This is a genomic window from Massilia sp. MS-15 (assembly GCF_020176695.1).
Taxonomy (GTDB): Bacteria; Pseudomonadota; Gammaproteobacteria; order Burkholderiales; family Burkholderiaceae_D; genus Telluria; species Telluria hydrophila.
Window position 1 is genome coordinate 25,506 of the sequence record NZ_JAIWIA010000022.1, and the last position, 12,860, is coordinate 38,365.

A 12,860-nucleotide genomic window follows, 5' to 3' on the forward strand; every position below is an offset into this window, starting at 1 on the left:
GTGGAAAACCGGGTCAGGGAAGGGACATTAGACGGGCGCGGTCAAGCGTAGGGTGGGTGGCTCCACCTTTGCAGGGCGAGCCGCCCGGCCACCCGCGCCGCCCACGCGGTCAAGCGCAGGCGACCCGGACACGCGCAGGCCGCCAGGTGGAGCCGTCTACCCTACGGCCGGGTCTGCCCCAGGATGAAGGCATAGGTATCGGCCGCCTCCTGGTCCTGCTGGGCGCGGGTCGAGCCCATGCCGTGGCCGGCGTCGAAATCGACCCGCAGCAGCACCGGCTTGCCGCTGGCGCTGGCCGCCTGCAGGCGCGCCGCCATCTTGGCCGGGTGGAAGGGCGCCACCCGCGGATCGGTCACGCCGGTGGTAAGCAGCACGGCCGGATACTTGCCGCCGTCCTTCACCGCCTGGTAGCTGTCGATGCTTTTCAAGGCCCTGAAGCCGGCCTGGTCGCGGATCGCCCCCCATTCCGGTTCCTCGGCAAAGCTGTTCTGCTCCGCCACGTAGCGCAGCGGATTGTGCCAGCCCACGCCCGATACCACGGCCGCGAACAGGTCCGGGCGCTCGGCCAGCGCCATGCCGGTCGGGATCCCGCCCGCCGAGCGTCCGCCGATGGCGGTATGGGCCGGGGCGCTGTAGCCCTGCCTGTGCATGTCCTCGACCACGGCGATCAGGTCGCGCCAGGTGTTCGGCTTGTTTTCCAGCTGGCCGGCGCGGTGCCAGTCGCGGCCGTATTCGCCGCCGCCGCGCACATTGGCGAAGCCGACGATGGCGCCCTGGTCGATCAGGGCCAGCGAACGCCCGACGAAGGCCGGGGTATAGGCCGCGGCGCCGTAGCTGCCGTAGGCCGAGATGAAGGCCGGGTTGCGGCCATCCTTCTTCAGTCCCTTTTTATAGACCAGGCTGTACGGAATCTTCGTGCCATCCCTGGCCACGGCGAAGCGGCGCTCGGTGGTGTAGGGGCTGGTATCGATCGCCGGCTTCGGCGTCAGGCCGGTGTCGGCGACCCTGCCGCCGGCATCGATGCTCCAGACCGCGGTCGGGGTCAGCCAGCCGGACAGCAGCATCAGGGCGCCCGGCGCCTCCGGATCGGTCGCCAGCGCCGGCACCGTGCCATCGAACGGCAAGGCGATGCGGGTCAGCTTGCCATTCGCCTCCAGGCGCAGCACGCGGCCGATGCCGCCATCCATGGCGCGCAGGTAAAGGCCGTCGCGGGCCCGCGCCATGCTCTGCAGCACCAGGCCGGATTCGGCCACCACCTCGCGCGCATTCCTCACGGACGGCGACTGGGCACTGACCTTGACGATGCGCCCGCGCGGATGGCCGCGGTTCGACAGCAGGTACAGCTCGTCGCCCTGCAGCTCGGCGCCCGTCACTTCGTCGGCGAAGTCGGCCACCGCGGTCCAGCGCGCCCTGCCCTTGAGCACGTCCTGCAGCGGCGCGACCAGGATCCGGTATTCCTGGCGCACGTCGCCCAGCATCAGCAGCGCATGGCGCGAATGGGGCGTGGCGAACACGAAGGGCATCTGGATCTTGTCATACTTGACGGCCCGGTCCTGGCCGCGCGCCATGATGACGCGGTCTTTGGAAGGGTCGTCGCCGATGCGGTGGAAACGGGCCCGCGCATCGAGGAAGCGTTCCGGCGTGTTGACCTTGCCGGTGAGCTGGTTGTAGAAGAACCCGGAACTGTCCGCCAGCCAGCTCGGGCTGGCGTTCTGGGTGTTGGCGATGCGCTCGGGCAGGATGGCGCCGCTGGCCACGTCCATGATGTGCAGCACCGAATCCTCGCTGCCATCCTTCGACAGGCCGTAGGCCAGCTTGCTGCCGTCCGGCGAGGCGCTCCACCAGTCCAGCGAATAGTGGCTGGTGGCGCTGTCCAGGGTGGTCGGGTCGACCAGCAGGCGGGTCTTGCCCTGGTCCTGCACGAACAGTTTGAAATTGTTGCTGCCGGCCGGGCGCTGCTGGTAGAAGGTCTTGCCGCCGGCGCGTTCGATGCGGCTCACCGCGGTGACGTCGCCCGACAGCTGCTGGATGCGCGCCAGCAGTCCGGCGCGCTGCGGCAGGGCGTCGAGCACCGAGCGGGTGTGGGCGTTCTGGTTCTTCAGGAAAGGCAGCCAGTCCGGATCCTTGTCGTTTTCCATCCAGCGGTAGCGGTCCACCACTTTCTCGCCGAAGTGGGTGTCGGTCACCGGCTCGACGCGGGCGACCGGCGGGCCGGCGATGGCGGCGCCGGCAGCCAGCGCCAGCGTGGCGGCGCCGAACAGGCGCAACAGGACAGGCATGGGATTCTCCTCCGAGTTATTGTCTTGCAATATTGCCACGGATCCCATGCCCTGCCGCGGTTTTTTGCCTTACTTGCCGACCACCTTCAGCTGCTCGACCTCGAAGCCCGGTTCACCCACGAGTTCCTTGTCGAACTCGCCCGTCAGTTCCACCACGGTGTTGTGGTCGACCGTGACCCCGGCCGGGAAGTGCCTGGCGTCGATCTCCACCGTGATCTTGCCGCTGGCGTCGGCGAACTCGTAGTCCTCGCCGCCCTTGTGGCTGACCAGCTTGCCCTGCAGGCGCGCGACCTGGTCGTCCTTGCCCTTGTCGAGCAGGTGCTTGACCGTCACCAGCGGCACGCTGGACGGGCCGGCATAGCGCCCCGCGCCAGGTGCCGGCTTGGCCGAGGGACCGGCATAGCCGGTCGGCTGGGCGATGGCGAAGGCCGATGCGGCCAGGACGGCAGTGACGAGGGAAGCCTGGAAAATGCGTTTCATGTGCGCTCCTTGAATGTGATGAGCGGCGTGCGCCGCGACACAAGGGATTATCCGGCCGCACATTAAACCGATCTTAAGAGCGCCTGGCAAAACCACTTGCTTGCCTGGAAGGCAACACCTTACACTGAGCCATTCTGAACGTCCGCTCTCGGCCAGCCGCGCTTGCGCGATGGCAGTGTGCGACGCGCCAGCCACACCTGTATGCCCGCCATGGCGGCAGCACTGTAATAGATCGAGGCAAGATCGGATTCGTCATCAACCAGGAGCGGATGTATGTTGGGTGGAAAAAAGTTTGTTGTAGGTTTGGTGGTGAGCATGCTGTTGTCGATTCCCGCCGTCTCGGCCGAGGTCGCCCCGCTGAAAGGAACCGATCGCGCTGCGATTGTGCAGACGTTGGTAGCGAAAATTAGCGAGAACTACATCGAGCCCAACGTGGCTGAACGAGTCGGCCGAGCGATCGCAAGCAAACATGCCAAGGGAGGCTATGCGTCTTGCGCCAGCGCGCAAGCGCTGAGTGAGGCCTTGGCGAAGGATTTGCGCGAATTCAGCGGCGACAAGCATTTCGGCGCCCGAGTGATCGAAGGTTTTCGTGAATTTAGCAGTACCTCCGAACCGCCCAGCCGCGCCGAGATGGAAGAACGGCGCGACCGGACGGCACGGCGGGGTTACGACATCCAGAAAATCGAACGCCTGCCCGGGAACATTGACTACATTGAGCTGCGCGCCTTCGGAGCACCCGCGTTTGTCGCCCAGGCGTATACGTCAGCGATGCAGCTCATGACCGGGACGGACGCGCTGATCATCGACCTGCGCCGCAACGGTGGCGGGAGCCCGGCCAGCGTGGCCTATCTGATCAGTCATTTCTTTCCGCTTGGCGACGAGCGACACCTGATCGACATGTATAACCGCCCGGAAAATACGACGCAGCAGTACTGGACGGTGCCGACGGTCGCACAGCGTTACGACAAGCCAGTGTACGTGTTGACCTCGGCGCGCACGTTTTCCGGTGGAGAGGATTTTGCGTATGGCATGCAGGTGCAGAAGCGCGGGACGCTGATTGGCGAAACCACTGGCGGAGGTTCGAATCCCGTTGGCTGGTACAGCGTAGGGAACGATATTGCTGTCGCGATTCCGACCTCGCGCACGACCAACTTCATCACCAAAACCAACTGGGAACACGTCGGCGTGAAACCGGACATCGCCGTGCCTGCGGCACAGGCCCTGCAGACGGCACATGTCGCCATCCTGCGCAACCTGGTCTTATCCGCAAAACACGATAGCGAGCGTACGGAACTGCAACGCCTTCTCACCATGGTGGAGAAAGGAGAGACCGAAAAGCCAGTCTATACCCTCAGGGGGGAGCGGTAATCGGTCGGTCTTTCCCTTCCCGACGCTGTCACGAATGACGACCTCCGGGACGGCTTTCGCAGGCTCGGTGCAGCGTCGCGGGAAAGGCCGGGCCGATATTCACCAGGCATTCCTTTCGCTAACCTGTACGCTTACCTGTTGGAGGCAGGTCGAGAAGTTTCGTCAGGCGCTCCAGGGCGCGGCTGGCCAATCGAGCGTCACGCCCAGCCCGCGTCCGTCCAGGCCCGGACCGAAACGCAGCGCGATGCCGTGCAGCTCGGCGATGCGGCGCACGATCGACAGGCCGAGCCCGCTGCCGCCCTCTTCCTGCCCCAGTACGCGAAAGAAGCGTTCCGTCAGGCGCGACATGCTGGCCGCATCCACGCCCGGCCCGTCGTCGCATACGCTGATCCACGCCTTGTCCGCCCGCGTGCCGGCGCGCAGTTCGACCCGGCTCCCCGCCGGGCAGTAGCGCAGCGCATTGCCGACCAGGTTGCGCAGCGCGATGCCCAGCATCTGGGCATCGCCGCGCACCGTGGCGGGCGCGCCCTGCGGCGCGAGGGCGACATCGAGCACGATGCCGCGCCGCGCCGCCTCGTCGGCGAATTCCGCGGCCAACTCGGCAAACAGCGGCGCCAGGGCGAGCTCGCCGCTGGCCAGCTGGGCCCGGGCCAGCGGGTCGAGCCGGGCCAGGGTCAGCAGGCTGTCGACCAGCGCCGCCAGGCGCCCGACGTCCTGGCGCAACCTGCCGAAGGATGCCGCCAGCGCCGGGTGCTGGCGCTGCAGCAGCTGCACGTGCATGTGCAGGCCGGCCAGCGGCGTGCGCAGCTCGTGGGCGGCATCGGCCGTGAAGCGCCGCTCGGCCTGCAGCGCGGCGTCCAGGCGTGCCAGCACGCCGTTCAGGGCGCCGACGATGGGCAGCAGTTCGCGCGGCTGGCCATCGGTGGCCACCGGAGCCAGGTCGTTTGGGGTCTGGGCCGCGAGCGCGGCGGCGGTGCGGCGCAGCGGCGCCAGCACGCGCCCGGTGAGCCACCAGCACACCAGCGCCAGCAGCAGCAGGAAGCCGAGCGCCGGCAGCCACAGGGCCTCGGCCAGTTCTTCCAGGATGTCGAGGCGCTTGGCGGCGCGCTGGCCCACCTGCACCTCGAAGCCGCGCGCCGCGTCGCGCACCACGAACACGCGCCAGCGCTCGCCGTCCAGGCGCAGGTCGGCGAAACCGTGGTCGTCGCCGAAGCCGGCCACGAAGGGCCGCGCCGGCGCATCCGCGCTGCGCTGGACCACCCGGCCCGCCTCCACCAGCTGGTACTGCATGTCGACCCGGCGCACCCTGTCCTGCGCGGGCGGCGGCAGCGGCGCCAGCAGGCCGCGCGCATCGAGCTCGCCGCCGGCCGCCAGCAGCATGTAGGCCGACTCTTCGAGCGCATCGTCGAACACCTCGCCGGTCTCCTGCCAGGCGATCGCGGTGAGCGTGCCCAGGCTGGCCAGCCACAGCACGGCGCTGGCGCCCAGGATCGCGGCCAGCAGGCGCCGCCGCAGCGACCAGACCGCGCTAGGCATCCGGCTTCAGGCGGTAGCCGAGACCGCGCACGGTGACGATGCTGTCGCTGCCGAATTTCTTGCGCAGGTTGTGGATGTAGACCTCGATGGCATTGCTCTCGACCTCCTCGCCCCAGCCGTACAGGCTCTCCTCGATCTGGGCGCGGGTCACGATGCTCCTGCGGCGCTGCAGGAGGGCCAGCAGCACGTGGTACTCGCGCGCGGTGAGCGCCACCGGCTGGCCGTCCAGGCTTGCCTGGCGTGTCTCGAGGTCGAGCGCGATGCCGCCGTGCGCAAGCCGGTTGCTGGCCTGGCTGGCGCCGCGCCGCACGGCGGCGCGGATCCGGGCCGACATCTCTTCCAGCTCGAAGGGCTTGACCAGGTAGTCGTCGGCGCCCAGGTCCAGGCCCCCGACCCGGTCGGCCAGCGCGTCGAAGGCGGTGATCATCAGCACCGGCACCCTGTTGCCACTGGCGCGTAGGCCGGCCAGCAGCGCGTCGCCGGACACGCCCGGCAGGCCGCGGTCGAGCAGCACGCAGTCGTAGTGGTGGGTGGCCAGCGCGCTGCGCGCGGCGTCGCCGCGCCTTACCCAGTCCACCGCGTGGCCGTCCAGGCGCAGCCAGGACTGGATGGTGTCGCCGAGCGAGGCGTCGTCTTCGGCCAGCAGGATGCGCATCCGGATTCCTCAGCAAGCGGGATGCGCCATCATGCCATGGATGGGCAGGGCCGCGCCACATGGCCGCGCCGCGCGTCAGGCGCGCGCCGGCCCGGTATCACTCTTGTCGTCCGCTTCACCCAGCATGTCGGCCACCATCTGGCGGGTGCGCGCATCCCAGTGCGCCAGCACGCGCTGGGGCACGCGGCCGAACACCGTGGCCAGGCCACCGTCCTGCCAGCGGTGCAGGGCGAAGGCCGGCTCGCCCTGCTCCACCAGCGCCCGCCCATCCGGGTGCGCGGCCGCCATCGGCGCGAACGACAGGCTCAGGTCGGAGGACGACGAGGGACAGGTCACGACCAGCCGCCCGCGCCAGGGGAACACGCCCCCCAGGTGGACGTGGCCGCTGCAGATGCCGGCCACGCGGCCCTCCTGCAGGGCCGCGTCGAGGCGGCCTATCCAGGGCTGGCCCGGCCCCGGATCGATCCAGGGCAGGCCGACATCGACCGGCGGATGGTGCAGGACGACCAGCGCCGGCCCCGCATCCCCGGCCGCCAGCGTCCGCCGCAGCCACGCGGCGCGCTCGGCGCAGAAGGCGCCGCCATGGCGTCCTTCCTCGACGCTGTCGAGCAGCAGCACGCGTAGTCCGCCCGCATCGGCGACGCCCTGTACGTAGCCTTCCGTGAAATGGCTGTCGCCGAACACGGCGCGGAAAGGCGCGCGGCGGTCGTGGTTGCCGAGCGCAAAGCGCACCGGCCCCGGCCAGGCCGCCAGCGCCTGCGCGAGCTGGCGGTAGCTGTCGATGTCTCCGTCGTCGGCCAGGTCGCCGCTCAGCACCAAGAGGTCCGGGGGCGGATGCATGGCGCGCAGGTGCGCGAGCACGCGGATGAAGCGCGCCAGGTTCGGATGGCCCGGATCGGCATGCAGGTGCAGGTCGGTGACTTGTGCGATCAGCATGCCGTTCTCCTGTGTTGGCCGGGATGCCCTAGCCGCGGATTCGGGCCACCAGCTTGCTGGTCGAGCGGTCGTGCTGGAAGTCGATCGCGACCGCCCGCCCGCCATAGGCCAACACCGCCTGCCCTTCCGGGATGCGGGCCATGTCGTAGTCGCCGCCCTTGGCGTAGATTTCCGGACGGCTTTCGAGCACCACGTCGAGGGCGGTGTCCTCGTCGAAATCCACCACCAGGCTGACCGACTCCAGCGCGGCCAGCACCGCCATCCGGTCGGCCAGGGTATTGAGCGGACGCTCGTCGCCCTTGCCGAGGCGCTTGACGGAAGCGTCGGTATTGGCCGCCACCACCAGCGAGGCGCCCAGTTCGCGCGCCTGCGCCAGGTAGGTTACGTGGCCGCGGTGCAGGATGTCGAACACCCCGTTGGTCAGGACCACGGGCTTGGGCAGCTGGGCGATGCGCGCGGCCAGTTCGGCGCGGGTGCAGATCTTCTCTTCGAATGCGGGCATATTGGTATGTAAATAGCTGGTTCAGGTGGCAGGGCTGTCGTCCTGCGCTTCTTCTTCGATCGCCATCGACAGCGCGGGCGCCTGGCCCGCGCCGTCCGGCCCTCCGCGCTCGCCGGAGAGCTTGATCTGCAGGCGCAGGCCGTTGGCCGAATCGGCATTGCGGATCGCTTCGTCGTAGCCGATATGGCCCCGGTTATACAGTTCGTACAGGGCCTGGTCGAAGGTGCACATGCCGAGTTCGCGCGACTTGTGCATGATCTCCTTGATGTTCTGGAAGTTCCCTTTCAGGATCATCTCGCCGATGGTCGGGGTGTTCAACAGGATCTCGATGGCCGCCTTGCGGCCCTTGCCGTCCTCGAGGCGCACCAGGCGCTGCGAGACCACCGCGCGCAGGTTCGACGACAGGTCCATCAGCAGCTGGTTGCGCCGTTCTTCGGGGAAGAAGTTGATGATGCGGTCCAGGGTCTGGTTGGCATTGTTGGCGTGAAGGGTGCCCAGGCACAGGTGGCCGGTCTCGGCGAAGGCGATCGCGTGTTCCATGGTTTCGGTGTCGCGGATCTCGCCGATCAGGATCACGTCCGGCGCCTGGCGCAGCGTGTTCTTCAGGGCGTTGTGCCAGGAATGGGTGTCGACCCCGACCTCGCGGTGCGTGACCAGGCAGTTCTTGTTCTTGTGGACGTACTCGACCGGGTCTTCGACCGTGATGATGTGGCCGTGCGAGTGGCTGTTGCGGTAGTCGATCATGGCCGCCAGCGTGGTGGACTTGCCGGAACCGGTGCCGCCGACCACCAGCACCAGGCCGCGCTTGGTCATCACCACGTCCTTCAGCACCTCGGGCAGGTCGAGCTTGTCGAAGTTCGGGATCTCGGAGGCGATGGTACGCACCACCATGCCCACGCTCTGCTGCTGCACGAAGACGTTGACGCGGAAGCGGCACACGCCGGGCAGCGAGATCGCGAAGTTGCACTCCATCTCGGCCTCGAATTCAAGACGCTGGCGCTCGTTCATCAGGGACAGGGCCAGGGCGCGCGTGACGTCTCCGCTCAGGCGCTGCTGACTCAGGGGCTTCATGGCCCCCTGGTGCTTCATGCTGGGCGGGAAATCGCTGGAAATGAACAGGTCGGAGCCGCCCTGCTGGTGCATGACCGTCAATAACTTGTGAATATAGGCCTGGGCTTGCTCCGGACCGAAGGTGGACGACATGGCTACCTCGCAAGGACGCAGGCGAAAATCCTGCATGGCAATTATATAGGCTAACATTCGGGCTAACCGCCAGGCTGATCGTGACACCCGCAATCTGGCATGGCAAGACAAATCCTGGCTGACGAAAAGCCAACAATGTGTCAGGATGGCGGTAGAACAGCCGTGCATCCTGTACTAGAGACCCTATGACACTGACCGAGCTGAAATACATCGTCGCCGTCGCGCGCGCCAGGCACTTCGGGCATGCGGCGGAAGCGTGCTTCGTTGCCCAGCCTACCCTTTCCGTCGCGATCCGGAAGCTCGAGGACGAGCTCGGGGTCACCCTGTTCGAGCGGGGCGGATCGGAAGTCTCCGTGACCCCGCTGGGCGCGCAGATCGTGGCCCAGGCCGAGCGGGTGCTGGAGCAGACCGCCGCCATCAAGGAACTGGCCAAGCAGAACAAGGACCCGCTCGCCGGCCCCCTGAGGCTCGGCGTGATCTACACGATTGGTCCTTATCTTCTTCCTCCGCTGGTGAAGCGCCTGATCGACACGGTGCCGCAGATGCCGCTGGTGCTGCAGGAGAACTACACCCATAAACTGCTGGAACTTCTGCGCCAGGGCGAACTCGACGCCGCCATCGTGGCGCTACCGCTGCCGGAACACGGCATGTCGACCCAGACCCTGTACGACGAACCCTTCGTGGTGGCCATGCCACGCTCGCACCCCTGGGCCGGGCGCAGGGAAATCCCGGCCGACGACCTGAAGCTGGAAACCATGCTGCTGCTGGGCGCCGGCCACTGCTTCCGCGACCAGGTGCTGGAAGTGTGCCCGGAGATGGCGCGCTACTCTTCCCCCGGCAACGGCATGCAGCGCACCTTCGAGGGCTCCTCGCTCGAGACCATCCGCCACATGGTGGCCAGCGGCATCGGCCTGACCGTGCTGCCACGCGCCTCGGTGGCCGACATGCACGACCCCAATGGCCTGCTGACCTACGTCCCGTTCGCCGCGCCGGCGCCCTCGCGCCGGGTGGTGATCGTCTGGCGCAAGAGTTTTACTCGCCGCGCGGCGATCGACGCGGTGGCGCAGGCGGTGGGCGAATGCCGGCTGCCGGGGGTGGAGATGGTGACGCTGGAGGCGGCAGCCTGAAGGGTGGAACGTCCCGGAAAGACTTCTCGTGGTTGCGCCGACAGATGCGCGTGCGGACGGCGGCCATACGCACCCGCAACAAGCATTATGGTTGAATGCGCTATTTCGCTACGAGCTTGAACCAGGTCCTTCCGTCACTTGCCGTGCCATCGGGTACTACCTGGAATACCGCATTCGTGCGCAACAGTGGCTGTTTGGCCAGCACAGGCATGAAGTCTCCGTTGAATCGGCTGTGCCGCGCATAGTGAACCAGACGACCGCGTGTCACGAAAGCCAAGGACATTTCGCCGTCGTCTGTCGACTCAAAAGGAATAAAGCGCGCACAGTACTTTACCTGGATGCCCAAGGTGTCGCAAACAGCCGTGCGCGGCGTGTAGGGGGCAAAAATATACACCTGTTCCCAATCGAATTTGGTAGCGTCGGCGAGACGCAGTTCCGTCACATGGCGCGCGCGTACCAGTTTACCAATCGCGTGCCCAACTTCAGAGTCGTTCGAGCAGGCAACGACTGCCATCGCGAAACTTGCCAACAGCAGAGCGTTCCAGTTTGTCGCGTTTGATTGCCTCATAATTCACAGTCGACTTGTTTGCTGGAACGGCCGAGGTCAGCACGTCGAGTAATACCGAAAACAACGCATTCAACCCCCAAATGCGCTCTCCGTTCCGCCTCCTTGAATTTGAGTTCGGGCTTACGAGGCCAACGCTTGGCCGGCAGCAGCCGTTGCCAAGCGCCTGCTGCGCCCGAACAATCAGTGTCAAAGCGACCAATTCGCGCCAAATGAGACAGCAGCAGCTGGGCGAGTGCTTGCGCCCAGCTACCTCTAGGGGTTCATCGGTTTGACAGTCTTACTTCTTGACCTCGACAGAGGCCAGCTGCCTGTTCTGCTCGTCCAGCCAGGTTTTCAACGGTGCAAAATACTCCAGCAACGCGGAACCGTCGATCCTGTCTTCGCCCGTGGCCGCCTTCAGTGCTTCCTGCCAGGGCTTGCTCGCTCCCATTTCCAGCAGGGCCTGCAGCTTGGCGCCCGCCTTCTGGCTGCCATAGATCGAGCATTGATGCAGGGGTCCCTTGTAGCCAGCCTCCGCGCACAGCGAACGGTGCAGCTGGAACTGCAGGAGGTGGGCCAGGAAATAGCGTGCGTACGGTACGTCGGCCGCCACATGGTACTTTGCGCCGGCATCGAAACCGCCCGCGGTCATCGGCGCCGGGCGGCTCACGCCCATGTACTGCTCGCGCAGCTGCCACCAGGTCTTGTCGTAGTCTTCAGGCTTGACCTTGCCCGCATACACATCCCAGCGCCATTTGTCGACCGAGTAGGCAAACGGCAGGAAGGCCACCTTGGACAGGGCCACCTGCAGCAGTTCACCGATGTCGGCATTCGGCTCCGGTGCCTTGTCCATGAAGCCCAGCTGCCGGTAGTAGCTTGGCGTCATCGACAGCGCGACCGTGTCACCAATGGCTTCGTGGAACCCATCGTTGGCGCCGTTTTGGAACAGGATCGGCTGCTGCTTGTAGGCCAGCTGGTAGTAGGTGTGACCCAGCTCGTGGTGGATGACCTTGAAGTCTTCGGCGGTCGGCCTGATGCACATTTTGATGCGCACGTCGTCCAGGCGGTCCAGGCTCCAGGCCGATGCATGGCACACCACCTCGCGGTCGGCCGGCTTGGTCAGCAGGGAGCGCGTCCAGAAGGTTGCCGGCAGCTTCGGCATGCCGAGCGAGGTGTAGAAACGCTCGGCGTACTGCGTCATTTCCTTCGCCGAGGTGTTGCGCTCGACCAGCACGCGGCTCAGGTCGAAGCCGCTGGCGCCGGTCGCCGGCTTGAGCAGCGGATAGATGTGCTGCCAGTCCTGGCTCCACATATTGCCGAACAGATGGGCCGGTACCGGACCGCTGGCCGGCACCACAGCCGCGCCGTAGTTCTGGCGCAACTTGAGGCGGGTGTAGGTATGCAGCGATTCATACAGCGGCTTGACCTGCTGCCACATGCGCTCCATCTCGGCGGCGAATTGCTCGGGCTTCATGTCGTACTGCGAGCGCCACAGGGCGCCCGTGTCGGCGAATCCCATTTCTCGCGCGCCCTTGTTGGACAGCGTCACGTAGTCGACATACCTCTGCTTGTAGCCACGGGCCTGCTGGTGCCAGCCTGTCCAGGCGTCCAGGAGCTTGACCGGATCACGGCTCGTGGCGAGGATCTTTTCCAGCTCGCCCAGTGCGAGGCAGCTGTCCTGCGCGCCGCTCGGGCAGTACTTGGCCTTGCCGTAGGCGCCGGACAGGGTCGCCTGCTTGCTCGCGTAGTCGGCGCGCTCTTTCGGATCCGACAGCATCAGCGTTAGCTGCAGCAGCTTGAGCTTGCGCGCCGCGTCGTCCTTGAGCTTGAGGCCGTTGTACCGGCGTGCTGCCAGGGCCGCTTCGCCCTGCGAGTTCAAGGCCTTTTCGCCGAAATAGGCTGCGATTGCTTCCGTGTCGTCGGTGATGAAATTGGCGCCGATCCATTGGGCACGAACGATGTTCTCGTATTCGTTCGCGAAGCGCGCTTCAGTGGCCGATATGAACTTCTCGGCGTCGGCGACTGTCGGTTTCGCTTTCGGTGCGGCCAGCGCGTTGGTGGCAGCGGCAATGGCGGTCAGCGCGAACAGCGCGGCGGGACGGGATAGGCGTGGCAATTTCAAACTTGTCTCCTTGTTATACGGGCCGGCTTTGTTGTACAAAGTTGCCGACAGTATAGGGGAAAGACCCTACATTGCGGACCGTCAACGCGCTCATACTAGCCGGTG

The 12,860-nt window shown here is 66.3% G+C and carries 12 protein-coding genes; 2 read left to right on the forward strand and 10 right to left on the reverse strand.

The genetic code is table 11. The features are described from left to right. Positions 1-161: 161 nt before the first annotated feature. The 3 genes from LCI23_RS20625 to LCI23_RS09215 all read right to left on the reverse strand — a co-directional run bounded on the left by LCI23_RS20625 (position 162) and on the right by LCI23_RS09215 (position 3,076). A complete protein-coding gene (locus LCI23_RS20625; protein ID WP_307727718.1) occupies positions 162-2,279 on the reverse strand; it encodes a prolyl oligopeptidase family serine peptidase in 2,118 nt (705 codons plus the stop codon). A gap of 69 nt (positions 2,280-2,348) precedes the next feature. Beyond that, positions 2,349-2,759 carry a YgiW/YdeI family stress tolerance OB fold protein gene (locus LCI23_RS09210; protein WP_224946163.1) on the reverse strand — a complete coding sequence of 137 codons (411 nt, stop codon included), beginning with the start codon at positions 2,757-2,759 and terminating at the stop codon, positions 2,349-2,351. A gap of 119 nt (positions 2,760-2,878) precedes the next feature. Continuing rightward, complete coding sequence (locus LCI23_RS09215) at positions 2,879-3,076, reverse strand: hypothetical protein (protein ID WP_224946164.1); 198 nt, start codon at positions 3,074-3,076, stop codon at positions 2,879-2,881. Here LCI23_RS09215 and LCI23_RS09220 point away from each other — a divergent pair. Continuing rightward, positions 3,075-4,127 (forward strand): S41 family peptidase, encoded by a 1,053-nt coding sequence (locus LCI23_RS09220; RefSeq protein ID WP_224946165.1) that lies wholly within the window; start codon positions 3,075-3,077, stop codon positions 4,125-4,127. The genes LCI23_RS09215 and LCI23_RS09220 overlap by 2 nt on opposite strands. 162 nt (positions 4,128-4,289) lie before the next feature. Here LCI23_RS09220 and LCI23_RS09225 read toward each other — a convergent pair whose 3' ends face one another. From LCI23_RS09225 to LCI23_RS09245, 5 genes are all read right to left on the reverse strand, one after another. Continuing rightward, positions 4,290-5,663 carry an ATP-binding protein gene (locus LCI23_RS09225; RefSeq protein WP_224946166.1) on the reverse strand — a complete coding sequence of 458 codons (1,374 nt, stop codon included), beginning with the start codon at positions 5,661-5,663 and terminating at the stop codon, positions 4,290-4,292. Then, the gene (locus LCI23_RS09230; RefSeq protein ID WP_224946167.1) at positions 5,656-6,318 is read right to left on the reverse strand and encodes a response regulator transcription factor; all 663 of its coding nucleotides are present in this window, start codon (positions 6,316-6,318) and stop codon (positions 5,656-5,658) included. Before LCI23_RS09230 ends, LCI23_RS09225 begins: the two co-directional genes overlap by 8 nt. 75 nt (positions 6,319-6,393) lie before the next feature. Further along, positions 6,394-7,254, reverse strand: a complete 861-nt coding sequence (locus LCI23_RS09235) for a metallophosphoesterase (protein ID WP_224946168.1) — start codon at positions 7,252-7,254, stop codon at positions 6,394-6,396. Between the two features lie 28 nt (positions 7,255-7,282). Next, complete coding sequence (locus tag LCI23_RS09240; RefSeq protein WP_224946169.1) at positions 7,283-7,756, reverse strand: adenylyltransferase/cytidyltransferase family protein; 474 nt, start codon at positions 7,754-7,756, stop codon at positions 7,283-7,285. Positions 7,757-7,777: 21 nt separating this feature from the next. Then, the gene (locus tag LCI23_RS09245) at positions 7,778-8,959 is read right to left on the reverse strand and encodes a PilT/PilU family type 4a pilus ATPase (protein WP_224946170.1); all 1,182 of its coding nucleotides are present in this window, start codon (positions 8,957-8,959) and stop codon (positions 7,778-7,780) included. Between the two features lie 185 nt (positions 8,960-9,144). Between LCI23_RS09245 and LCI23_RS09250 the strand changes: the two genes are divergently transcribed. Further along, a complete protein-coding gene (locus tag LCI23_RS09250; RefSeq protein WP_224946171.1) occupies positions 9,145-10,086 on the forward strand; it encodes a hydrogen peroxide-inducible genes activator in 942 nt (313 codons plus the stop codon). A 100-nt stretch (positions 10,087-10,186) separates the two neighbouring features. Here LCI23_RS09250 and LCI23_RS09255 read toward each other — a convergent pair whose 3' ends face one another. Then, positions 10,187-10,600 carry a hypothetical protein gene (locus LCI23_RS09255; RefSeq protein WP_224946172.1) on the reverse strand — a complete coding sequence of 138 codons (414 nt, stop codon included), beginning with the start codon at positions 10,598-10,600 and terminating at the stop codon, positions 10,187-10,189. 331 nt (positions 10,601-10,931) lie between these two features. Beyond that, on the reverse strand, positions 10,932-12,755 hold the full coding sequence (locus tag LCI23_RS09260; protein WP_224946173.1) for a M2 family metallopeptidase: 1,824 nt from the start codon (positions 12,753-12,755) through the stop codon (positions 10,932-10,934). Positions 12,756-12,860: the final 105 nt, after the last annotated feature.